Raw genomic sequence first — 24,959 nt, forward strand, 5'->3', positions numbered from 1 at the left:
GCCCGTCACGACTCCCGGTGGCGCCGCCGCGGCTCCCGCCCGGCGGGCTGCTGCGGCGCCGGAGTCGCCGGTCGCGGCGGTGGGATGCGCTTCGTGACGGGCTTGTCCTTGCTGACGATGAACCGCTCACCGTGGTGATGCAGCACCATCTCCGAGGAGTCCAGCGTGTACGTGGCCTCCTGGTGGTTCACGTCGACCCGCAGGATGCTGCCGTGGCAGGTGATCGCGAACGACAACCGGTCCAGCCGGTCCGGCAGCCGCGGCATGAACGCCAGCTTCCCGCCGTGGTCGCGCATGCCGCCGAGGCCCGCGACCAGCGCCAGCCAGGTCCCGGCGAGGGAGGCCATGTGCAACCCGTCACCGACGTTGCGCTGGAGGTTGTACAGGTCGACGAACGCCGCCTCGCCGAGGTAGTCGTACGCCAGCTCGGTGTGCCCGACCTCGGCCGCCATCACCGCCTGCGTGCACGCCGACAGCGAGGAGTCACGGACCGTGCGCTCGTCGTAGTAGGCGAAGTTGCGGGCCTTCTCCTCCGCGGTGAAGGCGTCCCCCCGCCAGTGCATGGCGAGGACCAGGTCGGCCTGCTTCACGACCTGCTTGCGGTACAGGTCGAAGTACGGGTAGTGCAGCAGCAGCGGGTACTGCTCCTCCGGTGTCCGGGCGAAGTCCCAGTCCTGGTGCCGGGTGAAGCCGGCGGACTGCTCGTGCACCCGGAGCTCGGCGTTGTAGGGCAGGTGGACCCGGGCGGCCGCGTCCCGCCACGACGCGATCTCCTCGTCGTCGACGCCGAGCCCGTGCGCGGCGACCGGGTGCCGTTCGACGGCGCCCGCCGCGGCGAGCAGGTTCTGCTGGGCCATGAGGTTGGTGTAGATGTTGTCGTCGGCGATCGCGCTGTACTCGTCCGGCCCGGTCACGCCGTCGATGTGGAAGACGCCGTGCCGGTCGTGGTGGCCCAGGGACCGCCACAGCCGGGCCGTCTCGACCAGCAGCTCCAGGCCGAACTCCAGCTCGAACTCGGTGTCGCCGGTGGCCCGCACGTACCGTTCGACGGCCGCGGCGATATCGGCGTTGACGTGGAAGCCGGCGGTGCCGGCCGGCCAGTACGCGGAGCACTCCTGACCGCGGATCGTCCGCCACGGGAACGCCGCCCCGGCGAGGTTCAGCTGCGCGGCGCGGTCCCGGGCCAGCTGCAGCGTGTCGTGGCGCCATCGCAGCCCGTCGCGGGCCGCCTGCGGGTGGGTGTAGGTCAGCACCGGCAGCACGAAGCTCTCGGTGTCCCAGAAGACGTGCCCGTCGTAGCCTCGGCCGGTCAGGCCCTTCGCCGCGATCGGCCGGGCCTCGGCCCGCGCGCCGGCCTGCATCAGGTGGAACAGCGCGAAGCGCACCGCCTGCTGGATCTCCGCGTCGCCGTCGACCTCGACGTCCGCCTGCGCCCAGAAGCCGTCGAGGAAGCGCCGCTGCGCGGCGACGAGCCCGTCCCAGCCGCCCAGCCGGGCCCCGGCGATCGCGCCGTGCACCTGGTCCCGGATCGCCTGGCGGGAGCGCTGGCTCGACCAGCCGTAGGCGAGGTACTTGACGATCCGCAGCCGCTGGCCGGGCTGCAGCTCGCAGGCGAACGTGGTCCTGGCCCAGTCCTCCGTCGCCTCGGTGTGCGAGCGCACCGGCACGGGCGCCTCGACCTCGTGGTCCATCTCCGCGCCGAGCCGCAGCCAGCTGGCGTTCGTGCGGTGTAGCAGCTGGGCGTTGAGCCCGTGGCCCGAGTGCTCCTCCGGCAGGAGGGCGTGGCCGAGCGCCGCGGCGACCCTGGGGTCCTTGCTCGGATCCGGCGTGTCCTCGTTGGCGACCAGCTCCGACTGCACGATCACCCGCGCCGGGCCGTCGACGGGCTCGACCTCGTACAGGAACGCCGCGATCGACCGCTGCTCGAGCGACACCAGACGGGTTGTGCGGACCTTGATCCGCTGCTCCGCCGGCGAGACCCACTCGACGTCCCGGGTGAGGGTCCCGGCCCGCAGGTCCAGGACCCGCTCGTGGCTGATCAGGTTGCCGTACCGCACGTCGAACGGCTCGTCGTCGACCAGCAGGCGGAACACCTTGCCGTTGGTGACGTTGAGGATCGACTGGCCCTCCTCCGGGAAGCCGTAGCCGGCCTCCGCGTAGGGCAGCGGGCGCTCCTCGTAGAACGAGTTGAGGTAGGTGCCGGGCAGTCCGTACGGCTCACCCTCGTCGAGGTTGCCGCGCAGCCCCATGTGCCCGTTGGACAGGGCGAACAGCGACTCCGTCTGCCCCAGGTCGTCGAGGTCGAGCCGGGTCTCGCGGACCACCCACGGCTCGACCGGGAACATCGCCATTCAGGCCTCCAGCAGTGCGTCGAGATCGGTCACGACCACATCGGCGCCGGCGTCGCGGAGATCCTGGGCGTGCTCGCCGCCGATCCGGTCCACCCCGACGACGCAGCCGAACCCGCCGGCCTTCCCCGCGGCCACTCCGGCCAGGGCGTCCTCGAACACGGCGGCCTGCTCCGGCGCGACGCCGAGCTCCTTCGCCGCCGCCAGGAACGTGTCGGGGGCCGGCTTGCCGCGCAGCCCGCGTTCCCGGATGGTCGTGCCGTCGACGCGCGCCTCGAGGTACGCGTCGAGCCCCGTCGACGTGATGACCTGCAGGGTGTTGGCGCTGGAGCTGACCACCGCCCGGCGCAGCCCCGCCGCGGCCGCCGCCTTCAGGTAGCGCACGCTGCCCGGGTAGGGCTCCAGGCCCTCCTTGATCAGGGTGAGCAGCATCTCGTTCTTGCGATTGCCCAGGCCGCTGACGGTCGGCGAGGACGGCGGATCGTCCGGGGTCCCCTCCGGCAGGGTGATGCCGCGGGAGGCGAGGAAGTCGCGGACCCCGGCCTCGCGCGGCTTGCCGTCGACGTAGTCGTTGTAGTCGGCGACCGGGTCGAACGGGCGCTGCCCGTCACGCCCCTTGAGGAAGTCGTCGAACGTCGCGGTCCAGGCCTTGTTGTGGATGACCGCGGTCGGGGTGAGCACCCCGTCGAGGTCGAACAGGCAGGCGGTCACACGTTCCGGTAGCCCGAGCACACCGCAACGGTATCCGCGCCGGGTATCCACCAAACCTGCCGGCGGTGAACGGCGGTCCGTGCGCGGGGTGGCTAGCCTTCGAGGTGTGACACTCCCGGATGAATCGCCGACCGAACGACAGCCCGCCGCGCCGACGTGGGTGGGTTCCGCGTCGGTGCCGCCGGGCGGGTCACGCCGGCGCCGGCAGTGGGAGGACACGCTCGACCTGCCCGCGGCGCCCCGGACCGTCCCGCTGCCACCGGAGCCGGAGATCCGCTACGTGCCGGTCCCCCAGTACGGCCCACCGCCGCCCGGATACCGCCCGCCGCCCGGATACCGGCAGCCACCGCCCGGCTACGCCCCGCCGCCACCGCAGTACCGCCGGCGGAAGCGGCGCTGGCCATGGGTGCTGCTGTTGCTGTTCACCCTGTGCGCCGGCTGCTGCGGCGGCTCCTACGCGTGGGCGCGCCCCTACTGGGTGCAGTACCCGGCATCGGTGCAGGTGGAGGCGACCGTTCCGGGGCTGACGCGCACCACCGACACCAACGCCAAGAAGGCGGCCACCGACGTCCAGAAGGCGCTGACCTCGGACCACCTCGACGAGTCGGGCTTCACGGTGACCTACACCGACGCCGCGAACAAGCAGTTGCGGGTCCTCGTCGCCGGCGCGACCAGGTTCATCACCGACCCGGCCCGGGACCTGGAGGCGAGCATCCACAAGCTCCCCGCCGCGATGCAGGTCAGCGACGTGCGCGACATCGACCCCGGCCCGTTCGGCGGCGAGCAGCGCTGTGCCGCGGCCCGCTACGACAACCGCTCGGCCACCGTCTGCGGCTGGGCCGACCACGGCGTCATCGCCCTGGCCGTGTTTCCCGGCAAGTCCCTGGAACAGGCCGGCATCCTGACCCACAACATCCGCGGCTCCATCGTCCGCCGCGACTGACCCCACGATCGAAGCACGACGTTCATAACTATTTCATGGCATCGATGGCATGACTGCCGCGTGAACCGTCAGAATGCCCGTACACCGCGCGGGGGTTCGGTGCCGATCGATCCATGGCTGCTGTCCCGGAGCCGACGCCCGCGCCATCGCGTCGGCAAACACGGGAGGCGGAGAAACACGTGTCAGACTCGAAACACCAGCACGGCTGGCGCCGCGGCAGGCTCGTCGCGGCTTGGGCAACCCTGATGACCATGGTGGCGCTGCTGTTCACGGCGCAACCGGCGGAAGCGGACTGGTTCGGCCTCCTGAAGGTCGACGAGGGCGGGCAGAACGTCACGTTCGCCTCCGACGAGGACAACCTCGACCACCGGCTGTACTGGAACCATTTCGTGCACTTCGAGCAGTACGACCAGTACGGCGCCCGGACCGACCTCAGCGTCTCGGAGCTGACGTCGGGCGCGTGGACCAACAACACCGACATCGTCTGGTTCGCCGCCTCGCTGCCCGGCATCAACGGCGACGAGAGCTGCCGGGTGGTCCTGTCCTCGGGCGTCTGCGACCGGGCGCGGATCCGGTTCGACGAGACGATGACCCGCGCCGTCCCGGACCGGATGGGCTGGTTCCTCGTCTGCCACGAGTTCGGGCATGCCTACGGATTCGAGGACTACGGCAACGGCGACTGCATGGCCGGCTCGGCCAACCCGCAGTCCCCGCCGGCGGACGGCACGCTCAGCGGACACATGATCGACCACATCAATGCCTACTACTGATCATCGCCGAGAACGGGGATCTGCCATGCACAAGCACAAACTCGCCGCGCTCGCGGCGACCGGCGCCGTCGCGGCGCTGCTGGCCGGATGCTCCACCCCGGCGGCACCCGTGGACCACCGGCCGGCGTACCCGGCGGCGCACATCGGCGACGAGACGGTGTACGCGATTCCGGTCAACGCCAGCATCCGCGCCTACAGCACCGTCGAGGAGTTCGCGGCCATCGCGTCGGTGATCGTGGTCGGGACGCTCACCGCGGCGCAGGACGTGGCGAAGGAGGTCGCCGTCGACCCGTCGGAGGAGGGCGTCGCCCCTGGCGAGGGCCCCGACCTGTACGGCGCGCTCACCTTCACCGTCACCTCGGTGGTGAAGGCGCCGGCGAAGCCGTCGACCGTGAAGGTCTGGTACGAGAGCGGCAAACGCGACGCGAGCGACCCGAAGAAGCGGATCGGCAACCTGCACGCCGGACTCAGCCGGCTGCAGCGGCCCGACTCGAGCCTGCGGTCACCGTCCGAGTTCGCCGGCCGGACGTTCGTGGTCATGCTGACTGCGAACAAGAGCTCCATGAAGCTCTCCACCGGCGAGTACCCGCTGGCTCACCCGCTCGGGATCGCCGAGGTGCTCGCGGACGGGACACTGCTGTTCGGCGACGGCAGCGTCTCCCCGGTCATGGTGGGCAGCACCCTGATCAAGGTCACCCTTGACCAGCTCAAGGCCGCAGTGAAGTAACCCCTGTGACGGTAGACGGCATCGGCGGCCGTCTACTGCCCGGCCGTGGGTGCGGTGTCGTGGGTGGCGGCGAGCAGGTCGGGGGCGTTTCGGCCGTCCGCCGCGACCGACTCCCGCCATCAGTCGCCGACGGTCCACAGTGCTGGGATGGGCAGGCAGGTGAGCCCGTCGCCGAAGCTCAGCGACTCCGTGCCGCAGTAGAGGACGAACCCGGCACGGAACCGGTCGCCGAGCCGCCGCTGCAACAGCCGCAACCCACGGAAGTCGTCGGTGCGGACGGTCTCGGCGGCCTTCACCTCGACGCCGACGATGTTGCCGGCGTTGTCCTCGAGGATCGCGTCGACCTCGTGCTGGTCCCGGTCCCGGTAGTGATACAGCCGGATCGAGCTCGCCGCCCAGGTGAGCTGCCGGGCCAGCTCGCTGAGGACGAAGTTCTCGATGAGGCCGCCCTCGGGCATACCACCGACCGCACCGGTGGCCAGAAAGCCGGCGAGTCCGGAATCCACGAACATGATCTTCGGGGTGCCGACCGCCCGCGTGGTCGCGTTGGTCGACCAGGCCGGGACGGTCCGGACGAGGTAGATGGTCTCCAGGATCTCGATGTACCGCCGGACGGTCGGCGCGGACAGCGCCAGCTCGCTCGCCAGCCGGTTGACGTTGAGCAGGCCGGCCGTCTGCGCAGCGAGGAGTGACACGAGACGCCGCATGTCGGCCGCCTTCTCGATGTCGGCGACCTGCCGCACGTCGCGGGTGATGACGTCGTCGAGGTACCCGTCGAAGAACCGCTCCCGACGTCGTGGCGAGTCCCGGCGGACCGCCTCAGGGAAGCCGCCGCGGGTGGCCCGGCTCAGGCACTCCCGGCGGCTGAACCCCTCCGCCTCGGCGCGCAGGTCAGCGCCCTGCCGGAAGGCCGCGTCGACGAAGCCGTCCGGCGCACCGTCGATCTCGCCCTGCGACAGCGGCCACAACTCGATGGTCTCCGACCGTCCCGGCAGCGTATCCGGCAGACTCTGCAGGGCCAGCAGCCGCGCCGAGCCCGTCAGCAGGAGCCGTCCGGGACGGGGGTCCCGATCGACGACGTGCTTGATCGCGAGCCAAAGGTCCGGCACCCGCTGCACCTCGTCGATCAGCATCAGCCCGTCGTGCTGCACGAAGCGGACCGGGTCCTCGATCGCAGCGGTGCGGGTGCCGGGATTGTCCAGGAATCTCGCCACGCCCCCTGGATGCTGCCGGAGCACGGCCTCCGCCAGGGTGCTCTTGCCGACCTGACGGGCACCGTTGACAACCACGACACGCGTGTCGTCAAGCGCCGCCGCGATCAGCTCGGAAGCATGCCTGGGCAGCAGTTCAGCGGCTCTGCGCATGCGATCAGCGTAGCGCTTCGCTTTCAAACTGCCGTGCCAGTCACTTTCAAATTGCCGCGGGTTCGGCTTTCATTCTGCCGGGGTTGCGGTGCCGTTGGTGGCGGCGATCTGATCGGGGCGCTTCGGCGCGTACCGGGTGACGTACTCCTGCCCGGTGAGCTGCTGGATCGCGTTCATCAGCTTGAGTGTCAGCTCGCGCAGGCCGCGGCTGTCGATCTCGCCGCCCTGCCATTGGCTCAGGTCGAGGGGCTCACCGACGCGGACCTCGACGGTCGGACCGAGCCGGGGCACCGAGGCGCCGATCGGCTGGATCTTCTCGGTGTTGAGGATGCCGATCGGGATGATCGGGGCGGGCGCGTCGAGGGCGAGCTTCGCCACACCGGGACGGCCCCGGTAGAGCCGGCCGTCGGGTGAGCGGGTGCCCTCGGGGAAGATGCCCAGGACGTGACCGTCGCGCAGGACCGGCAGCGCGGCGTCGAGCGCCATCAGGCTGGCCCGGCCGCCGGAGCGGTCGACGGGGATCTGGTTCAGCCCGAACATGACGTTGCGCATGACCGCGCCCTTGACGCCGGGGCCGACGAAGTATTCGTCCTTGGCGAGGAAGTAGACGTTGCGCGGCATGAGCGCACCCATCAGCACCGAGTCGATGACGGACTGGTGGTTGCTGGCGAGGATCGCCGGGCCGGTGGTCGGCACGTTGTCCAGTCCGCTGACCTTGGGCCGCCAGAGCAGGCGGGACAGTGGTGAGATCGCGAACTTGCCGACCGCATACAGCGCGGACAAATGCCCTCCACCAGGCTCAACAGACGATGCCGCCCACTGTAGACGGCAAGGGTCGTCCGGTCAGCCGGAGAGCTCACACCGTGGGCAACACCACCCGCCGCCCCAACCGATCGTTCAGGACGCGACGAGCACGAGGGCGGTCGCGGCCAGCCCCAGGCCGGCCAGTTGCACGGGGCGCAGCCGCTCGCGGTCGACGAACATCGCCAGCAGCACCGTGGTCACCGGATACAGCGAGGCGACCGGCGCGATGATGCTCAGGTCGCCGTTCTGGACGGCCACGATGTAGAGCGCGTTGGCGCTCATGTCGAGCATCCCGGCGCCGAGCAGCCAGCGCAGCGGCGTGCCGGACGGTCGCGGCGCGCCCCGGCGGCGCAGCAGCAGCGGCGCGCCGAGCCCGACGGCGGCGAGCTGTGCGCCGAGGATCGGCCACATGCCGGCGTCGCCGCCCGCGGCACCGGCCGCGTCGCCGGCGGCCGACAGGCAGATGAAGAACAGGCCGAACGCGACCCCGGCGGCGAGAGCGAGGCCGATGAGCCCACCGGAGACCCTGACGCTGCCGTCGCCGGGCGCGAGGCTCACCAGGCCGATGGCCGCGATCGCGCAGCCGGCGCCGGTCAGCGCGAGCGCGCCCGGGCGCTCGCCCTGCAGCAGGCCGGCGGCGAGCGGCAGCAGCGCGGTGGTGACGGCACTGACGGGGGCCACGATCGTCATCGCGCCGCCGGCCATCGCCTTGTAGAACACCATCATGCCGAGGACCCCGAACACCCCGGCCGCGGCGCCCCACCCGACCACGCCGGCCTGCGGCGAGGCGGGCATGAGCACGAGGTACACCAGCAGCAGCGGGATGCTCGCCGCCTTCGACAGCACCACGACGGTCACCGCGTCGATCCGCTGGCTGGCCTTGCCACCGGCGAAGTCGCCCACGCCCCAGACCAGTCCGGACAGCGCGGCGAGCACGATGCCGATCATGCGAGCTTCTCGATCGTCACGGTGTCGGCGTCGAGCAGCTCGGCGAGCATCGCGGCGGCCGGGGCCAGGTCGGTGTCCAGGCCCTCGAGCAGGAACACCGCCGACGTCGTCGCGGCGGTGATGGCGGTGCGGCGACCCTGGCGCCAGTTCCAGCGACGGCAGGTCACCCCGAGGTCGTCGCGCCAGATCACCTCGCCGGGCTCCGGGGTCTCCACGACCGGGACGCCCTCCTTCACCGTGTCGAACGGCTCGTCGCCGGCGGCCCGGACCAGGCGCTCGGTGCCGGTGAGCGCCCGGCGGTCCTCGCCGCCGATCGGCACGGCGAAGCGGATGCTCACGGCGTTGTACGCGTCGACGAGCCGGTCGACCACCGGCACGTCGCCGCGGGCGGCCCGCTTGCGCAGCGCCTCCGCCGAGCACGGGGTGCGCTGCGGCTTGGCACCGAACGCCCGGTACACGGCGCGCCACGGCTCCAGGGGCAGGCCGAGGTCGCCGCCGGCGTCGCGGATCGCCTGGTGCAGCACGGCGCCATCGCTCGGACCGTTGCGCAACCCGTCGGCGAGGACGGCCAGGACGGTAGCCTCATGGCCCACGGACCGGCACAGGTCGAGCACCTCATCGGCGATGGCGAACATGCCCCATGTCGTATCACAATATTGACTGTGAAGGAAAATATTTTGACCGACGATGTGGCCCAGGTCGCCCAGGCGGCGATCGCCAGGCACGTGAAGTCGCTGCGGCAGGGCCGGCGCTGGTCCCTCGACGAGCTGGCCAGCCGGTCCGGGGTCAGCAAGGGCATGCTCGTGCAGATCGAGGGCGCCAGGACCAACCCGAGCATCGGGACGCTCTGCCGGATCGCGGAGTCGTTCGGGGTGAACATCGGCCGGCTCCTGGAGTCCGAGCCGGAGCCGGTCGTGAAGATCGTCGGCGCGGACGAGCCGCCGGTGCTGTGGCGCGGCGGCGCGGGCGGGACCGGCCGGCTGCTGCGCGGCGTCAACGACCCGGCGTTCGTCGAGGTCTGGCAGTGGCGGATGCCACCCGGCGAGTCGCACGATTCCGGTGATCATGCCGTCGGTACGCGGGAGCTCATCCACCTGCAACAGGGATCGATCGTGGTGACGGTGGACGGCGCCGAGCACGCGGTCCGCGCCGGCGAGACGATCGACTTCCGGGCCGACCGCCCCCACACCTACCGCAACGCGGCGGACGTGGAGGCGGTCCTCACGATGGTGGTCGTGATGCCCCAGGGCGAGCGTGACCGGCGCGCCTGAACCCCGGTTGGATCTTCGCCCTAGCTCTTCGTCCTAGATCTTCGTCACGATCACCCGGACGGGCACGCCGTCGCCGACCTCACCGGCGAAGCCCTGGCCGCTGGCCTCGCTCGCCGGGACCGTCGCCAGCCGGTCCGCGAGGGTCTCGCCGGCGATGAACTCCCGGTGCGGCTCGACGGCGCCGAGCACCTCGGCGGGCGCCTGCACGCTCAGGTCGATCCGGTCCGACACGTTCAGGTCCGCCTCGCGGCGGGCCTGCTGCACGACCCGGACCAGGTCACGGGCCAGCCCCTCCGCCGCCAGCTCGGGGGTGACCGTGCTGTCCAGCACCACCACGCCCTCGCCGCCCGGCAGCGGCGCCGACCGGGTCGGGTCCGCCGCGACCAGCTTCAGGTCGTACTCGCCGTCCTGCAGCGCCACCCCGCCGGCCACCACCTCACCGTCGGCCGAGCGCCAGTCGCCGGCCTTGACCGCCTTGATCACCCGCTGCACGTCCTTGCCGAGGCGGGGGCCGAGCGCGCGCGGGACCAGCGTCAGCACCGGCGTGCAGTGCGCGGCGACGTCGCCGGTGAACACCACCTCCTTGACGTTGACCTCGTCGGCGACGAGCGCGGCGAACGGGCGCAGCGCCTCCGCCCGCGGGGTCGCCACCGTCAGCGTCGGCAGCGGCAGCCGGACCCGCAGGCCGCGGGCCTTGCGCAGCGACAGCGCCGCCGAGCACACGTCCCGGACCGCGTCCATGTCCGCGACCAGGGCGTGGTCGGACGGGAACTGCGCCGCCGACGGCCAGTCCGTGAGGTGCACCGACCGCTCGCCGGTCAGGCCGCGGTAGATCTCCTCCGCGGTCAGCGGCAACAGCGGCGCGACGACCTGCGTGAGCGTCGACAGCACGGTGAACAGCGTGTCGAACGCGTCGCGGTCGCCGGACCAGAACCGGTCGCGGGAGCGGCGCACGTACCAGTTGGTCAGCGCGTCGAGGAAGGACCGCACGGTCGCGCAGGCGCCCGACAGGTCGTAGGCGTCCAGCTGCTGCTGCACTCCCGCGACCAGCTCGCCGGTCTTCGCCAGGACGTACCGGTCGAGCAGGTGCGTGCTGTCGACCCGGCGCTGGGCGGTGTACCCGTCCGCGTTGGCGTAGAGCGAGAAGAAGTACCACACGTTCCACAGGGGCAGCAGCACCTGCCGGACCGCGTCGCGGATACCGACCTCGGTGACCGGCATGTCACCGCCGCGCAGCACCGGGGAGGCCACCAGGAACCAGCGCATCGCGTCGGAGCCGTACTCGTCGAACACCCGGTACACGTCGGGATAGTTGCGCAGGCTCTTGGACATCTTGCGGCCGTCCTCGCCGAGCAGGATGCCGTGACTGACGCAGTTGGTGAACGCCGGCCGGTCGAACAACGCCGTGGCCAGCACGTGCATGGTGTAGAACCAGCCGCGGGTCTGGCCGATGTACTCGACGATGAAGTCGCCCGGGTAGTGGTGCTCGAACCAGTCCCGGTTCTCGAACGGGTAGTGCACCTGGGCGAACGGCATCGACCCCGACTCGAACCAGCAGTCCAGGACCTCCGGGACCCGGCGCATCACCGACTGCCCGGTCGGGTCGTCCGGGTTGGGCCGGGTCAGGCTGTCGATCTCCGGGCGGTGCAGGTCGCCGGGGCGCACCCCGAAGTCGCGCTCGAGCTCGTCGAGCGAGCCGTACACGTCGACGCGCGGATACTGCGGGTCGTCGGACTTCCACACCGGGATCGGCGAACCCCAGAACCGGTTCCGGCTGATCGACCAGTCGCGGGCGTTGGCCAGCCACTTGCCGAACGAGCCCTCCTTGATGTGCTCCGGCGTCCAGGTGATCTGCTGGTTGAGCTGCACCATCCGGTCGCGGAACGTGGACACCGCCACGAACCACGAGGACACCGCCTTGTAGACCAGCGGCGTGTCGCAGCGCCAGCAGTGCGGGTAGGAGTGCGTGTAGGAGTCGTGGCGCACGACGACGCCCGCGGCCTTCAGGTCGCGGATGACCGGCTTGTTGGCCTCGAAGACCTGCAGCCCCTGATACGTGGGGACGACCGAGGTGAACCGGGTGTGCTCGTCGACGGTGACGACGGTGGGGATGCCGACGGAGGCGCAGGCGGTCTGGTCGTCCTCGCCGAAGGCGGGCGCCATGTGCACGACGCCGGTGCCGTCCTCGGTGGTGACGAAGTCCGCGCCGATGACCTGGAACGCGTTCGGCGTCTCGGCCAGGAAGTCGAACAGCGGCGTGTACCGGCGACCGACCAGCGCGGCGCCCTTGACCGTCCTTTGGAAGGTCGCGTTCGCCAGCTCCTTCTCATACGCCGCGACCCGGGACTCGGCGAGGATGAGCTCCTGTCCACTTTCGAGATAGACGGCATAGTCGATGTCCGGGCCGACCGCCAGGGCCAGGTTCGACGGCAGCGTCCACGGCGTGGTCGTCCAGGCGAGGATCTTCTCCCCGGTCTCCAGCTGGAACGCCACGGTCAGCGCCGGGTCCTGCCGGTCCCGGTAGACGTCGTCGTCCATCCGCAGCTCGGTGTTGGACAGCGGCGTCTCGCAGCGCCAGCAGTACGCGAGGACCCGGAACCCCTCGTAGACCAGGCCCTTGTCGTGCAGCGTCCTGAAGGCCCACATGACGCTTTCCATGTAGTCCAGGTCGAGCGTCTTGTAGTCGTTGTCGAAGTCGACCCAGCGCGCCTGGCGGGTGACGTAGCGCTCCCACTCGTTGGTGTAGCGCAGCACCGACTCCCTGGTCGCCGCGTTGAACTTGTCGACGCCCAGCTGCAGGATCTCCGCCTTGGTCGTGATCCCGAGCTGCTTCTCCGCCTCCACCTCGGCGGGCAGGCCGTGACAGTCCCACCCGAACCGCCGCTCGACCCGGAAGCCGCGCATCGTCTTGTACCGCGGCACGACGTCCTTCACGTACCCGGTCAGCAGGTGGCCGTAGTGCGGCAGGCCGTTGGCGAACGGTGGGCCGTCGTAGAACACGAACTCGCCGGTGCCGTCGGCGCCGGCGTCGCGCTGGTCGACGGAGGCCTCGAAGGTCTTGTCGGTGGCCCAGTGGTCCAGGACGCCCCGCTCGACCTCGGGCAGGTTCGGGCTGGCCGGCACTCCCTGCGCGGCGTTGTGCATCGGGTAGGCCATCGGTGGTCGCGCTCCTCGCGTGTTGTCAGTTTCGCGGGTCTGCGGTCCCGCTGTTTCGCGGGTCTGCGGTCACGCTGTTTCCTCGACTCCACGCGGGGACGAACCCTCGCAGGTCCGCGGTACCACCCCGCTTGCCACCTCTCGGTGGCCGCTCGTTGGCCGGCTGTCACGGGCCGGTGCCCGTCCGGTTCTACTCGGACCGCTTTCCTCGGATCGCGGCCTTTTCTTCCGGAGGCTCGCCGGTGATGGCCGGGTCGACGCCTGTGCACCCAGGATACCGCTCCCGTCACCCGGGTTTCCGCCGCTGCCATAAAGAATAGTAAAGAAACCTTGACATTAATTCCCCGCTGGAGTTTCGTGACACCAAACGTCGACGCCCATCGACGTCACCCCCACCTGGAGCCACGATGCGTCCACGCACTATCGCCCTGATCTCGGGCACCGGAGCGGCCGCGCTGACCCTCGCCGGGGTCGTCATCGCGCTGCCCGCCTCGGCCGCCGAGCTGCTCACCAACCCAGGCTTCGAGACCGGCAACGCCAACAGCTGGAGCTGCGAGCCGTCCGCCGCCGTCACGTCCGGCGCGGCCCGGTCCGGCAACTGGAAGCTCACCGGCACCCCCGGCGGCGCCACCGCCCGATGCCAGCAGACGGTGTCGGTCCAGCCGAACACGAAGTACACGTTCTCCGGCTACGTCAACGGCTCCTACGTCTTCATCGGCGCCACCGGCGGCGTCGACGCCAGCACCTGGACGCCCGGCACCAGCGGCTACCAGCAGCTGTCGGTCACGTTCACGACCGCGGCGGCGCAGACCTCCGCGGTCGTCTACGTCCACGGTTGGTACGGCCAGCCGGCGTACACCGCGGACGACTTCTCGCTGAGCGGGCCCGGTGGTACCCCACCGACCACGCTCGAACCGACCACGCCTTCGGCATCCCCGTCGCGCTCGACGTCGCCGTCCGCGTCTCCCTCCGCCTCCCCGTCGAAGTCGCCGTCGACCTCACCGTCGCCGTCCACGTCGACACCGCCGAGCCCGCTGCCGAAGCACTTCCTGACCGGCTACTGGCAGGACTTCGTCAACAACGCGGCGAAGCTGAAGCTGCGGGACACGCCCAGCGAGTACGACCTGATCGACGTCGCGTTCGCCGAGACCGGCTCGCAGCCGGGCCAGCTCACGTTCGCGGTCGACCCGCAGCTCGCCTCGGCGCTGGGCGGCTACACCGACGCGGAGTTCAAGTCCGACATCGCCACCCTGCACGCCCGCGGCAAGAAGGTCATCCTGTCCGTCGGCGGCGAGGCCGGCCGGGTCAGCGTCGGCGACTCGACCGCCGCGACGAACTTCGCCAACAGCGCCTGGTCGCTGATGCAGCAGTACGGCTTCGACGGCATCGACATCGACCTGGAGAACGGCCTCAACCCGACCTACATGGCGCAGGCGCTGCGCTCACTGCGGGCCAAGGCCGGCGCGAACCTCATCATCACGATGGCGCCGCAGACGATCGACATGCAGTCCACCGGCGGCAGCTACTTCGCCCTGGCACTGTCCATCAAGGACATCCTGACCGTCGTCTACACCCAGTTCTACAACTCCGGCAGCATGCTCGGCTGCGACCAGATGGCCGCGTACTCGCAGGGCACCGTCAACTTCATGACCGCCCTGGCCTGCATTCAGCTGGAGAACGGGCTGCGGCCCGACCAGGTCGCCCTCGGGCTGCCCGCCGGTCCCGGCGCGGCCGGCGGCGGCGTGGTCGCCCCGGCCCTGGTCAACCAGGCGCTGTCCTGCCTGGCGACCGGCACCAGCTGCGGCACGTTCAAGCCGCCGCACACCTACCCCGGCATCCGCGGCGCGATGACCTGGTCGATCAACTGGGACGTCACCAACGGCAACAACTTCGCCAAGACCGTCAAGCCGCACCTGGCGACCCTGCCCTAACGCTTTCTTCCCCAACACAGTGAGGGGGACGGGTGTCCCAGCACCCGTCCCCCTCGCCCATGCGGGTCTCACCCGGCCGGGGTGAATTTCTATTCCGCGAGCTCCGGGAACCACAGCGCGATCTCACGCTTCGCACTGTCCACGGAGTCGGAGGCGTGCACGAGATTCTCCCGGTTGGACAGCGAGAAATCGCCGCGGATGCTGCCGGGCGCGGCCTTGCGGCCGTCGGTCGAGCCGATCAGCGTGCGGATCACGGCGATCGCCTCGTCGCCCGAGACGACCAGGGCGACCAGGTTGCCGCTGGTCATGAAGTCGCGCAGCGGCGGGTAGAAGTCCCGCTCGACGTGCTCGGCGTAGTGCTGGTCGGCGAGGGCCCGGTCCATGGTGCGCAGCCGCATCGCGTCGACGGCGAGGCCCTTGCGCTCGAGCCGGCCGATGATCTCGCCGACGAGTCCACGGCGCACGGCATCAGGCTTGATCAAAACGAGCGAACGCTCGGCCACGACGTGCCTCCAAGATGGGTTCGGTACGCCTCCGAGCCTACCGAGCGTCACCGTCGCCGACCCGCCAGGGTGCCGAAGACTTCCGTTCCGGCGATGATCAGGCATAGCCTGATGTCAGTCGTCTGGGGAGGTCGACTTGCCGTCCAGCAATCGTGCACAGGACACCGGCAGCAGAAAACTCGTGATCGCCCTGCTCATCGTGGTCGGCGGTTTTCTGGCATTCTGCGGACTCGGTATGACCAACGCCTTGGTGGTCGCGTTGGGCATCATCGTGGCCGCGGCCGGTCCCGTGCTGATCCTTGTCCTGAACTCGCGCAACAAGGTGCGGCAATACGTCTACGGCACAGCGAGAGTCGCCGATATCTCGCCCCGCCCGACGACCGACGGCCGGACCGCCCGGGGGCGGCTCAAGCTCGTCGTGAAGGCGACCGGCGTCAACGGCGTCACGGTCTCCACCGTCGACCCGGCGATCCCGCTCGACAAGTGGCCCGACGCCGGCGCCACCCTGCCCGTCCAGGTCCTCAAGGGCAACCCGCGCAAGCTCGCCGTCGTCTGGGACAAGGTCCAGTCGCACCAGGACGCCCAGGCGTCGGAGCGCCGGCCCACCAGCGGCAGCGCGCCCCGCTACTCCCTGGACGGCGACGAGCTCGACATCACCGACTCCCCGACCGACGACTACGAGCGCCGGCGCGCCCGCCAGCGCGCCTCCGGCCCGCCGTTCGAGCGGCCGGGTGACGACCTGCCGCCCGACGACCGGCCGACGCTCACCGACCTGCCCCCGATCGCGGCGCCGGTCATCGAGCCGGTCCGGCTGTCCGGCCGGGCCGACCGGACCGGGCAGACGAGGTCCGCCCAGCGACCGACCTCCCCCGGCCCGACGCCGGGCCTTGGCGCCTCAGGCCCGGGCGCGACGGGCCTTGGCGCTCCCAACCCGGGCGCTTCCAACCCGGGCGCGACGGGGCTCGGCGTTTCCGGTCCGGGCGCGACGACGGCCGCCGTCGCGTTCGCCGAGCCGGGTGACCCGCCGGCGGCCACGGGCGGGTTCGAGGAGCCTGCCGCGGTCGCCACGCAGGACACGGCCCGGCCGGCGCACACCGGCGTCGCCACCGAGGACACCCCGCCGATGGTGGTCCGGCTCCCGTCCAACCCGGTGCGTGGCGGCGCCGCCCGCCGCCGCCCGAGCCCCCGGCCCCGCCCCGGCACCCACGACCGCGGCCCCGGCCGCACCGCGCAGCCGGCCGCCCCGGCTCCGGAGGAGACCCCGGCGGTGGTGGCGGAGGAGGCCCCGGCGACGTACACGATCCCGGAGGCCGGTTCGCCGCTCGCCCCGCCGCCGGACCTGCCGGTGCCGGACCCCGACGACATGGAGCCGGTCACCGGGCCACCCGCCGCCGTCACGATGACCAAGCCCGCCGCAGCCTCGGCCGACACCGACACCGACACCGACACCGGCACCGCCGACGCGGTGGTCGAGGTGGGGCCCGAGGTGGAGACGGCGGTCGAGGGCGGCGCGGAAGTCCCCGGCGACCGGCCTTCGGGCACCGCCGCGCTCGCGTCCGGGATCACCTGGTGGCCGGACCGCGAGACGGAGCAGCTGCCGACCAGGGTCCAGCGGGTCGAGCCGATCCCGGTCGTCGACGCCGAACTGCCGGCGCCAGTCGAGGAGCCCCCGGCGGTCCCACCGACCCCGCTGCGGTCCGCCAACGAGGCGTCCGCCGCCGCTGCCGAGTCCGCCGCCGAGCCGATGGTGGTGGACGGCGGCAGCAACGGCGCCGCCACGACCCGGCCGTGGGGCGCGGTGGACGCCGACGGCCGGCCGGAGCGCACGACGTCGGCGTGGTCGGGCAACGGCCACTCCCGCGACGCGGTGCCGCTCGGCGCCGGCATGTTCGGCGCTCCCCCGGTCTGGCCGAAGCCCGCGACGGTCGATGACGACGACGAGCCGGTCTCCCCCGACCCGTACGCGACGGAGCACTACGTCAGCGACTCCCCCGAGGACCAGCTGGAGGAGCAACCGCCGTCGGAGGGCGCGGTGGGCCAGTTCCTGGCCACCCAGCAGCGCCCGCCGACGACACCGCTGGACGGGGTCAACGGTGTGAGCATCACGCTGATCGTGTCGGATCTGGAGCGGTCCCGCCGGTTCTACCGCGACACGCTCGGCCTCACCGAGCTCGACAGCGGCCCGGCCGCCGCGGTCCTCGCGACCGGCGACGCCCGGGTCGTGCTGCGCCGGGTCGCGGACATGCCGCCGGTCGACCGCCGCGTCGTCCACCTCAACCTCGAGGTCCCCGACGTCTACGAGGCCTACGAGCGGCTCCGCGAGCAGGGCGTCGACTTCGTCCACCGGCCGCGGGTCGTCCCGCAGGGCGAGCAGCTGGAGCTGTGCTCGGCGACGTTCCGCGACCCCGACGGCCACGCGATCGCGCTGACGAAGTGGGAGCTGAGGCGCTAGGCGTACCGGCGCAGGGTGTCCTCGGCGGTGCGGCGCATCAGGTCGCGCAGCGCCGCCGGGGCCAGGACCTCGACGTCGGGGCCGAAGCGGCCCAGGTCGACGCGGGCGTGTTCGAAGGACTCGATCGGCATGACGATCCGGACCCAGCCGTCGGCGTCGGGCGGGCCGGCGGTGTCGCGCAGCGCCCGTTCGGCGACGGGCCCGAGCATCCACCACATGCTCGCCGCGCGAGGTCCGACGAGGACGGTGGCGTCGCCGCCGCGGTACAGGGTGTGCTGGAGCCGCTCGGACCACTCGGTCCAGTACCCGCGCAGGTCGAAGTCGGCGGGGCGGTCGAATCGTCCGTCGAGCACGGCGGCGGTGTCGATGCGCGAGATCCGGTAGGCGTTGACGCGTTCCCGGCCGCGGGCGACGACGTACCAGGCGGTGCCCTTCAGGACCAGCCCGAACGCCTCCAGGGTCCGCTCGACCTGGGTGCCGTCCCACTTGCGATAGGTGACCCGCAGCGGCCGCTGGTCCCAGACGGCGCCGGCGACCGTGTCGAGGTGCGGCGGCGCCTCCGGGTCGCGGAACCAGCCGGGCGCGTCGACGTGCACGCGTTCCTGGATCCGGGCCGCCATCGTCCGCTGCTCGAGCGGCATCGCGGCGAGGAGCTTGAGCTGCGCCGCGTCGAGGGTGGACCCGAGGCCGAGGTGCCCGGCGGTGGCGCCGCTGCCGGCGAGGAACAGGGCGGCGGCCTCGTCGGTGGTGAGCCCGGTCAGGGTGGTCCGGTAGCCGTCGACGAGCTGGTAGCCACCGGCGGGACCGCGGTCGGCGTACACGGGGACACCCGACGCCGACAGCGCCTCGATGTCGCGGTACACCGTGCGCACCGACACTTCGAGCTCGTCGGCGATCTGCTGCGCGGTGAGCCGGCCCCGGGTCTGCAGCAGCAGGAGCGTGGACAGCAGCCGGCTCGCCCGCATGGCTCAGGGTTTGTTCGCGTAGACGGCCCGCCGCACGTACAACACGTAGGCCCAGGTGAGGCCGAAGACGATGCCGAGGGCCAGCAGCGACCAGTGCAGGACGCCCCCGGCGAGCAGCCCGACCGGCACGACCAGCCCCGCGAACCAGGCCCAGTCGTGCTTCAGCAGCCCGCAGAGCGCGAAGCTGACCACGGCGAGCCCGACGCACAGCCAGATCGCCGCCGCCGACTGGCCGAGCTTCGCCAGGGGCAACAGGGCAAGCAGCAGGACCACGCCGAACACGGCCAGGGCGGACGCTCCGACGCCGCGGACCGCGCCGCCGGGGTTCTTCAGGCCGGCGGTGCTCACGGCGTCACCTCTGCTGCGCTCCGGCGCCGCCGTGAGCCAACCCCGCGCTCCGGACCGCTCATCGCTTCAGCAGCCCGCGGGCGTCGGCGACGGTGACGACCGAGCCGGTGATGAGGATGCCGATGGTGCCGGGGACCGCGTTGTCGGACTCGGCGAGGGCGACGGCGGTGTCGATCGCGTCGGGGAAGTCCGGCACGACGTGGACGCGTTCGGGGCCGTACAGCTCCTCGGCGATGGCGCCGAGCTGCGCGGCCGACATGCCCCGCGGGGAGCTGTTGCGGGTGCAGACGATGCTCTCGGTGATCGGCTCGAGCAGCTCCAGCATCCCTTCGACGTCCTTGTCGGCGAGGGCCGCGACGACGGCGACGAGGCCGTTGAACGCGAACTCCTCGTTGAGCGCGCGGACGGTCGCCTGCATGCCGGCGGCGTTGTGGGCGGCGTCGACGAGGATCGGCGGGGAGGTGCGGACCCGTTCGAGGCGGCCGGGCGAGGTCGCGCCGCCGAACCCGTCGCGGACGGACTCCGCGTTCAGGGCGCGTTCGTTGCCGGCGCCGAGGAACGTCTCGACGGCGGCGAGCGCGATCGCCGCGTTCTGCGCCTGGTGCTCACCGTGCAGTGGCAGGAAGATGCCCTCGTAGGTGCCGGAGAGCCCGCGCAGGGTCAGGACCTGCCCGCCGACGGCGAGGTCGCGGTGCACGACGCCGAACTCCCGGCCTTCGCGGGCGATGGTCGCGCCGACCTCGGCGCAGCGCTCCAGGATCGGGCGCATCGCCTCCTCCGGCTGCGCGGCGCAGATCAGCGTGGATCCCTTGTGGATGATCCCGGCCTTGGCCAGGGCGATGTCCTCGATGGTGTCGCCCAGCCACTCGGTGTGGTCGAGACCGATCGGGGTGATCACGGTCGTCTGCGCCTGCAGCACGTTGGTGGAGTCGTCGGCACCGCCCAGGCCGACCTCGATCACGGCGACGTCGACGGGCGCGTCGGCGAACGCGGCGAACGCCATCGCGGTCGTCATGTCGAAGTACGTCAGCGGCGCGTCGCTGCGCGCGTCGAGATACTCGGCGAGCGGCTGGACCTCGTCGTAGATCTCGACGAACCGGTCCTCGCTGATCGGCTCGTCCTCGATGCTGATCCGCTCACGGATGGTCTGCAGGTGCGGGCTGGTGTATCGCCCGGTCCGCAGCCCGTGGGCGCGCAGCAGCGAGTCGATCATCCGGGCCGTCGACGTCTTGCCGTTGGTGCCGGTGATGTGGATCGCCGGGTACGCCCGCTGCGGGCTGCCCATGAGGTCGAGCAGCCCTTCGATCCGCCCGAGGTCGAACACCATCCGGGTGAAGCCCCTGGCGTTCAGCTCCTGATCAACTTCGGTGAACCGGCTCATAGTGCGTCCAGCTGCCCGGTGATGCGGGCCAGGTCGGCCTCGGCGGCGGCGAGCCGCTGCCGGATCTTCTCCACGACCGGCTCGGGCGCCTTGTCGGTGAACGCCGGGTTGTCGAGCTTCGCCCGGCACTGCGCGGCTTCCTTCTCCGCGGCGGCCTGGTCCTTGCCGAGCCGGGCCCGCTCGGCGGCGACGTCGATCGTGCCGCGGGTGTCCAGCTCGACGGTGACCCCGACGCCCACGCTGAGCTTCGCCGTCGCGGCGAACTCCGCGCCCGGCGCCTCCAGGCGGGCCAGGGACCGGATGAGACCCTCGTGGGCGGACAGCCCGGCGGCGTCGAGGCCCTCCAGGCGGGCGACCACCTTCTGGGCCGGCTTGACGCCCTGGTCGGCGCGGAACCGGCGGACCTCGGTGACGACCCGCTGCAGGTCGGCGACCTCACGCTCGGCCGCGTCGTCGACCAGTGCCTGGTCAGCGGCCGGCCAGGACGCCCGCACCAGGGTCGGCGCGCCGGTCAGCGTCGTCCACAGCTCCTCGGTCACGAACGGCGTGATCGGGTGCAGCAGCCGCAGCAGCTGGTCCAGCACGTGGCCGAGGACCCGCTGCCGCTGCGGGGTCATGGCCCCCTTCGACAGCTCCAGGTACCAGTCGCACACGTCGTCCCACGCGAAGTGATACAGCGTGTCGCAGACCTTCGCCAGCTCGTATGCCTCGAACTGCTCGTCGACCTCGGCGATGACGTGCTGCAACCGGGACAGGATCCACCGGTCGACGGTCGACAGGTCGCCGGTCGGCAGGTCGCCCTCGACGGTCGCGCCGTTGGACAGGCCGAACCTGGTCGCGTTCCACAGCTTGTTGCAGAAGTTGCGGGCGCCCTGCACCCACTCCTCGCTGACGGGGACGTCCGCGCCGGGGTTGGCGCCGCGGGCGAGGGTGAAGCGGGTCGCGTCGGCGCCGAACCGGTCGATCCAGTCCAGCGGGTCCACGACGTTGCCGAACGACTTCGACATCTTCTTGCCGTGCTGGTCACGGACCATGCCGTGGAGCATGACGACGTCGAACGGCTGCCGGCCGTCCATCGCATACAGGCCGAACATCATCATCCGGGCGACCCAGAAGAACAGGATGTCGTAGCCGGTGACGAGGACGCTCGTCGGGTAGAACTTCGCCAGGTCAGGGGTCTCGTCGGGCCAGCCGAGCGTGGAGAACGGCCACAGCGCGGAGGAGAACCAGGTGTCCAGGACGTCCTGGTCCTGGGTCCAGCCGTCGCCGGCCGGGGGCTGCTCGTCCGGGCCGACGCAGACGACCTCGCCCTGTGGCCCGTACCAGACCGGGATCCGATGCCCCCACCACAGCTGCCGGGAGATGCACCAGTCGTGCATGTTGTCGACCCAGCCGAAGTAGCGCTTGGTCAGCTCGGGCGGCTCGACCCGGACCCGGCCGTCACGGACGGCGTCGCCGGCGGCCCTGGCGAGCGGCTCCGTCTTCACGAACCACTGCAGCGACAGCCGCGGCTCGACGGTGGTGCCGCAGCGCTGGCAGTGCCCGACGGCGTGGGTATACGGCCGCTTCTCGGCCACGATGCGGCCCTCGGCGCGCAGCGCGGCGACGACGGCCGGGCGCGCCTCGAAGCGGTCCAGCCCGAGGAACGGCCCGTGCACGGTGATGACGCCGTGCTCGTCCATGATCGTGAGGCTCGGCAGGCCGTGCCGCTGGCCGATCTCGAAGTCGTTGGGGTCGTGCGCCGGGGTCACCTTGACCGCGCCGGTGCCGAACGCCGGGTCGACGTGCGCGTCGGCGACGATCGGGATGCGGCGCCCGGTGAGCGGCAGCTCGACCTCGGTGCCGACCAGGTGCTTGTAGCGCTCGTCGTCCGGGTGCACCGCCACGGCGGTGTCACCGAGCATCGTCTCGGCCCGGGTGGTGGCGACCACGATCGCGTCGGCGCCGTCGCCATACCGGATGGAGACCAGCTCACCGTCGTCGTCGGAGTGCTCGACCTCGATGTCGGACAGCGCGGTCAGGCACCGGGGGCACCAGTTGATGATGCGCTCGGCCCGGTAGATGAGGCCGTCGTCGAAGAGCCGCTTGAAGATGGTGAGGACGGCGCGGGACAGGCCCTCGTCCATGGTGAACCGCTCGCGGCTCCAGTCGACGGAGTCGCCGAGGCGGGTCATCTGCCCGAGGATCTTGCCGCCGGACTCGGCCTTCCACTGCCAGACCTTCTCCACGAACGCCTCGCGGCCCAGGTCGTGCCGGGACTGCCCGGACGCGGCGAGCTGCCGCTCCACGACGTTCTGGGTGGCGATGCCGGCGTGGTCCATGCCCGGCAGCCACAGCGCCTCGAAGCCCTGCATCCGCTTGCGGCGGATGAGGGCGTCCTGGACCGTGTGGTCGAGGGCGTGACCGATGTGCAGCGATCCCGTCACGTTCGGCGGAGGCAGCACGATGGCGAACGCGGGCTTGTCACTGGCCGCGTCCGCCGTGAACAGCCCGTCGGCGACCCACTGTTCATACCGCCGCTGTTCTACCTCGCCGGGCGCATACTGGGCCGAGAGCACCGAGGCAGTGGGGGCGGTCGGCTCGGCCGTCGTGTCACTCGTCGTGTCACTGAGGCCGGGCGTCCGTTGAGTCTCCGTCACATAGCGAGTCTAGAACTTCGCATGTGGGGTCTACGCTCGCCAGTGCCCCCTCACTCAGGAGACTGATCGACGGTGACTTACCCGCCTCGCCCGTCCGACGACGAGCCCCGTTCGCAGCCGTTCCAGCCGCAGTCGTATGACCTGGCGCCGGAGTTCGGCACGCAACAGGCTCCGAGCGATGGGTCCTACCAGCAGCAGCCCGGACCGTACGGTCCTCCGCAGTCCTACCAGCAGCAGCCGCCGCAGTATCAGCAGCCTGCCTACCAGGACCCGTACCAGGCGTCGGCACCGCCGTTCCAGCAGCAGCCCTATCAGCAGCAGCCTGCCTACCAGCAGCCCTTCACGCCGCCCCCGCCCCCGCGCCGCGGCAAGGGCCTGAAGATCACCCTCGCCGTCCTGGGCGTCCTGTTCCTGGTCTGCGCGGTCGGCTGCGGCGTGTTCCTGTATCCGGTCATCTCCGCGAACGGCACCACGGTGACCGCGCCGCCCACGCTGCCCGGCGGTCTCAACAAGGAGACCTCCGACGAGATGCAGAAGATCGTCGACCAGATGGAGGCCGACCTGCGCAACGACGTCGGCGACGTCGACCAGGTCGCGGCGGGCATCTACAGCGACGGCGACCCGCAGAAGCTGGTCGTGCTCGTCGCCGCCACTTCGACGGTCTTCTTCCCCGACAGCGAGGTCGCGGACGCCTTCAAGGGCTTCAACTCCACCTCCGGCAGCGGCATCGGCGGCCAGACCAGCTACCCGGCCGGCGACCTGGGCGGCACGGTGAAATGTGGCAGCGGCACCGAGGACGACCTGCCGATGACCCTCTGCGCCTGGGCGGACCACGGCAGCGTCGGCATCGCCATCTTCATCGGCCGGGAGCTCAAAGAGGCCGCCGACCTCTTCCTGCAGATCCGACCCGCCGTCGAAAGCCGCTGATTCGTCGTTTTCGCAGGTGTACGTGTGGGGCCGGGCCGCTGTGGTCCGGCCCCACTTCGCCTCACGGGCCTTGCTACGCTGCGCCGATGGTCGATCTTCCGGGCATGTCCTCCGCCGACGACGACGGCGACTTCGACGAGGACGCCGCTGCTGATCACAGGCCCGGCTCCGCCATCAACGTGAAGAAGGTCGCCATCGTCTGCGGCGCCCTCGCCGGCGTCGCCCTGCTCGGCTCCGCGGTCGTCTATGGCCCGACGGTCGCCCGGGTCACCTCGCAGCGGGGCACCACGGTGTCCACCCCGGCACAGGTCGGCGCGTTCACGATGGACTCCTCCGACGACGCGAAGAACACCGCCGAATACGTGCGCGACGCGATCGCCGCCGAGGTGAACCTCGACAAGAGCGTCGGCGCCATCTACAAGGACCAGGCCCAGACCGTCATCCTCGTCGCCGGCACCGCCCGCGTCTGGAAGCCGGAGAAGTCGCTGACCGCCGCGTTCAAGGTGGTCGCTGACGACAGCGGCTCGGTCCGCGACCTCCACGACGTCGACGCCGGCAACCTCGGCGGGATCATGCGCTGCGGCGTGACCGTCGACAAGGAGGGCGATATCGCGGTGTGCGGCTGGGCCGACAACGGCTCGGTGGCGGTCGCGCTGTTCCCCGGCCGGCCGGTCAACGACGCCGCGAAGGCGATGCTCCAGCTCCGCGACGCAGTCGAGCACCGCTGATCCGCTGTGTTCCGGGCCTTTCGAGGCCCTCGTTCTGCAGCGG

General features: G+C 71.3%; 20 protein-coding genes. 8 read left to right on the top strand and 12 right to left on the bottom strand.

The genetic code is table 11. From position 1 onward, the window contains the following. Positions 1 to 5: 5 nt before the first annotated feature. Both Dsi01nite_RS48975 and Dsi01nite_RS48980 read right to left on the bottom strand, forming a co-directional pair. Positions 6 to 2,351, bottom strand: coding sequence for a glycoside hydrolase family 65 protein (locus tag Dsi01nite_RS48975; protein ID WP_203853357.1), 2,346 nt, complete (start codon positions 2,349 to 2,351; stop codon positions 6 to 8). After that, positions 2,352 to 3,080, bottom strand: coding sequence for a beta-phosphoglucomutase family hydrolase (locus Dsi01nite_RS48980; RefSeq protein ID WP_203853358.1), 729 nt, complete (start codon positions 3,078 to 3,080; stop codon positions 2,352 to 2,354). It abuts the gene before it with no gap. 85 nt (positions 3,081 to 3,165) lie between these two features. On the opposite strand from Dsi01nite_RS48980, the gene Dsi01nite_RS48985 reads away from it, so the two are divergent. The 3 genes from Dsi01nite_RS48985 to Dsi01nite_RS48995 all read left to right on the top strand — a co-directional run bounded on the left by Dsi01nite_RS48985 (position 3,166) and on the right by Dsi01nite_RS48995 (position 5,499). Continuing rightward, a complete protein-coding gene (locus Dsi01nite_RS48985) occupies positions 3,166 to 4,002 on the top strand; it encodes a hypothetical protein (protein ID WP_203853359.1) in 837 nt (278 codons plus the stop codon). A gap of 179 nt (positions 4,003 to 4,181) precedes the next feature. Then, positions 4,182 to 4,772, top strand: a complete 591-nt coding sequence (locus Dsi01nite_RS48990) for a hypothetical protein (protein WP_203853360.1) — start codon at positions 4,182 to 4,184, stop codon at positions 4,770 to 4,772. 25 nt (positions 4,773 to 4,797) lie between these two features. Continuing rightward, positions 4,798 to 5,499 carry a hypothetical protein gene (locus Dsi01nite_RS48995; protein WP_203853361.1) on the top strand — a complete coding sequence of 234 codons (702 nt, stop codon included), beginning with the start codon at positions 4,798 to 4,800 and terminating at the stop codon, positions 5,497 to 5,499. A 119-nt stretch (positions 5,500 to 5,618) separates the two neighbouring features. On the opposite strand, the gene Dsi01nite_RS49000 is transcribed toward Dsi01nite_RS48995, so the two are convergent. From Dsi01nite_RS49000 to Dsi01nite_RS49015, 4 genes are all read right to left on the bottom strand, one after another. After that, entirely contained in the window at positions 5,619 to 6,863 is a 1,245-nt protein-coding gene (locus Dsi01nite_RS49000; protein ID WP_203853362.1) for an ATP-binding protein, read from the bottom strand. A 69-nt stretch (positions 6,864 to 6,932) separates the two neighbouring features. Next, complete coding sequence (locus tag Dsi01nite_RS49005; RefSeq protein WP_203853363.1) at positions 6,933 to 7,646, bottom strand: lysophospholipid acyltransferase family protein; 714 nt, start codon at positions 7,644 to 7,646, stop codon at positions 6,933 to 6,935. A 114-nt stretch (positions 7,647 to 7,760) separates the two neighbouring features. Beyond that, on the bottom strand, positions 7,761 to 8,615 hold the full coding sequence (locus tag Dsi01nite_RS49010) for an EamA family transporter (RefSeq protein WP_203853364.1): 855 nt from the start codon (positions 8,613 to 8,615) through the stop codon (positions 7,761 to 7,763). After that, positions 8,612 to 9,250 (bottom strand): B3/B4 domain-containing protein, encoded by a 639-nt coding sequence (locus Dsi01nite_RS49015; protein ID WP_203853365.1) that lies wholly within the window; start codon positions 9,248 to 9,250, stop codon positions 8,612 to 8,614. Before Dsi01nite_RS49015 ends, Dsi01nite_RS49010 begins: the two co-directional genes overlap by 4 nt. Before the next feature lie 42 nt (positions 9,251 to 9,292). Between Dsi01nite_RS49015 and Dsi01nite_RS49020 the strand changes: the two genes are divergently transcribed. After that, positions 9,293 to 9,886: a helix-turn-helix domain-containing protein gene (locus tag Dsi01nite_RS49020; RefSeq protein WP_239136898.1), complete on the top strand. Its 594-nt coding sequence runs from the start codon at positions 9,293 to 9,295 to the stop codon at positions 9,884 to 9,886. 33 nt (positions 9,887 to 9,919) lie between these two features. On the opposite strand, the gene ileS is transcribed toward Dsi01nite_RS49020, so the two are convergent. After that, complete coding sequence (gene ileS / locus Dsi01nite_RS49025; RefSeq protein WP_203853367.1) at positions 9,920 to 13,042, bottom strand: isoleucine--tRNA ligase; 3,123 nt, start codon at positions 13,040 to 13,042, stop codon at positions 9,920 to 9,922. 407 nt (positions 13,043 to 13,449) lie between these two features. On the opposite strand from ileS, the gene Dsi01nite_RS49030 reads away from it, so the two are divergent. Next, complete coding sequence (locus tag Dsi01nite_RS49030; RefSeq protein WP_203853368.1) at positions 13,450 to 14,973, top strand: chitinase; 1,524 nt, start codon at positions 13,450 to 13,452, stop codon at positions 14,971 to 14,973. Between the two features lie 89 nt (positions 14,974 to 15,062). On the opposite strand, the gene ndk is transcribed toward Dsi01nite_RS49030, so the two are convergent. Beyond that, entirely contained in the window at positions 15,063 to 15,476 is a 414-nt protein-coding gene (gene ndk / locus Dsi01nite_RS49035; RefSeq protein ID WP_239136900.1) for a nucleoside-diphosphate kinase, read from the bottom strand. Positions 15,477 to 15,711: 235 nt separating this feature from the next. Here ndk and Dsi01nite_RS49040 point away from each other — a divergent pair, with 235 nt between their 5' ends. Continuing rightward, a complete protein-coding gene (locus tag Dsi01nite_RS49040) occupies positions 15,712 to 17,928 on the top strand; it encodes a VOC family protein (protein ID WP_203853370.1) in 2,217 nt (738 codons plus the stop codon). Here Dsi01nite_RS49040 and Dsi01nite_RS49045 read toward each other — a convergent pair. The 4 genes from Dsi01nite_RS49045 to Dsi01nite_RS49060 are packed head-to-tail and all read right to left on the bottom strand — an operon-like array spanning position 17,925 to position 23,180. Then, positions 17,925 to 18,893, bottom strand: coding sequence for a helix-turn-helix transcriptional regulator (locus tag Dsi01nite_RS49045; RefSeq protein WP_203853371.1), 969 nt, complete (start codon positions 18,891 to 18,893; stop codon positions 17,925 to 17,927). The two genes, Dsi01nite_RS49040 and Dsi01nite_RS49045, sit on opposite strands and share 4 nt — an antisense overlap. A 3-nt stretch (positions 18,894 to 18,896) precedes the next feature. Further along, positions 18,897 to 19,241, bottom strand: a complete 345-nt coding sequence (locus Dsi01nite_RS49050; protein WP_203853372.1) for a DUF4233 domain-containing protein — start codon at positions 19,239 to 19,241, stop codon at positions 18,897 to 18,899. A gap of 58 nt (positions 19,242 to 19,299) precedes the next feature. Next, positions 19,300 to 20,622 carry a bifunctional folylpolyglutamate synthase/dihydrofolate synthase gene (locus tag Dsi01nite_RS49055; protein ID WP_203853373.1) on the bottom strand — a complete coding sequence of 441 codons (1,323 nt, stop codon included), beginning with the start codon at positions 20,620 to 20,622 and terminating at the stop codon, positions 19,300 to 19,302. Beyond that, positions 20,619 to 23,180: a valine--tRNA ligase gene (locus tag Dsi01nite_RS49060; RefSeq protein ID WP_239136906.1), complete on the bottom strand. Its 2,562-nt coding sequence runs from the start codon at positions 23,178 to 23,180 to the stop codon at positions 20,619 to 20,621. The genes Dsi01nite_RS49055 and Dsi01nite_RS49060 overlap by 4 nt, the downstream gene beginning before the upstream one ends. A 153-nt stretch (positions 23,181 to 23,333) precedes the next feature. Between Dsi01nite_RS49060 and Dsi01nite_RS49065 the strand changes: the two genes are divergently transcribed. Both Dsi01nite_RS49065 and Dsi01nite_RS49070 read left to right on the top strand, forming a co-directional pair. After that, complete coding sequence (locus Dsi01nite_RS49065; protein ID WP_203853375.1) at positions 23,334 to 24,188, top strand: hypothetical protein; 855 nt, start codon at positions 23,334 to 23,336, stop codon at positions 24,186 to 24,188. An 86-nt stretch (positions 24,189 to 24,274) separates the two neighbouring features. Further along, entirely contained in the window at positions 24,275 to 24,916 is a 642-nt protein-coding gene (locus tag Dsi01nite_RS49070) for a hypothetical protein (RefSeq protein WP_203853376.1), read from the top strand. Positions 24,917 to 24,959 lie beyond the last annotated feature (43 nt).

Source organism: Dactylosporangium siamense (assembly GCF_016862795.1).
In the GTDB taxonomy this organism is placed as follows: Bacteria; Actinomycetota; Actinomycetes; order Mycobacteriales; family Micromonosporaceae; genus Dactylosporangium; species Dactylosporangium siamense.

Coding starts and splice junctions, on each gene's coding strand:
- Dsi01nite_RS48975 (WP_203853357.1), bottom strand. CDS start 2,351: ATGGCGATGTTCCCGGTCGAGCCGTGGGTGGTCCGCGAGACCCGGCTC.
- Dsi01nite_RS48995 (WP_203853361.1), top strand. CDS start 4,798: ATGCACAAGCACAAACTCGCCGCGCTCGCGGCGACCGGCGCCGTCGCG.
- Dsi01nite_RS49000 (WP_203853362.1), bottom strand. CDS start 6,863: ATGCGCAGAGCCGCTGAACTGCTGCCCAGGCATGCTTCCGAGCTGATC.
- Dsi01nite_RS49010 (WP_203853364.1), bottom strand. CDS start 8,615: ATGATCGGCATCGTGCTCGCCGCGCTGTCCGGACTGGTCTGGGGCGTG.
- Dsi01nite_RS49015 (WP_203853365.1), bottom strand. CDS start 9,250: ATGTTCGCCATCGCCGATGAGGTGCTCGACCTGTGCCGGTCCGTGGGC.
- ileS (WP_203853367.1), bottom strand. CDS start 13,042: ATGGCCTACCCGATGCACAACGCCGCGCAGGGAGTGCCGGCCAGCCCG.
- Dsi01nite_RS49030 (WP_203853368.1), top strand. CDS start 13,450: ATGCGTCCACGCACTATCGCCCTGATCTCGGGCACCGGAGCGGCCGCG.
- Dsi01nite_RS49040 (WP_203853370.1), top strand. CDS start 15,712: ATGACCAACGCCTTGGTGGTCGCGTTGGGCATCATCGTGGCCGCGGCC.
- Dsi01nite_RS49045 (WP_203853371.1), bottom strand. CDS start 18,893: ATGCGGGCGAGCCGGCTGCTGTCCACGCTCCTGCTGCTGCAGACCCGG.
- Dsi01nite_RS49055 (WP_203853373.1), bottom strand. CDS start 20,622: ATGAGCCGGTTCACCGAAGTTGATCAGGAGCTGAACGCCAGGGGCTTC.
- Dsi01nite_RS49070 (WP_203853376.1), top strand. CDS start 24,275: ATGGTCGATCTTCCGGGCATGTCCTCCGCCGACGACGACGGCGACTTC.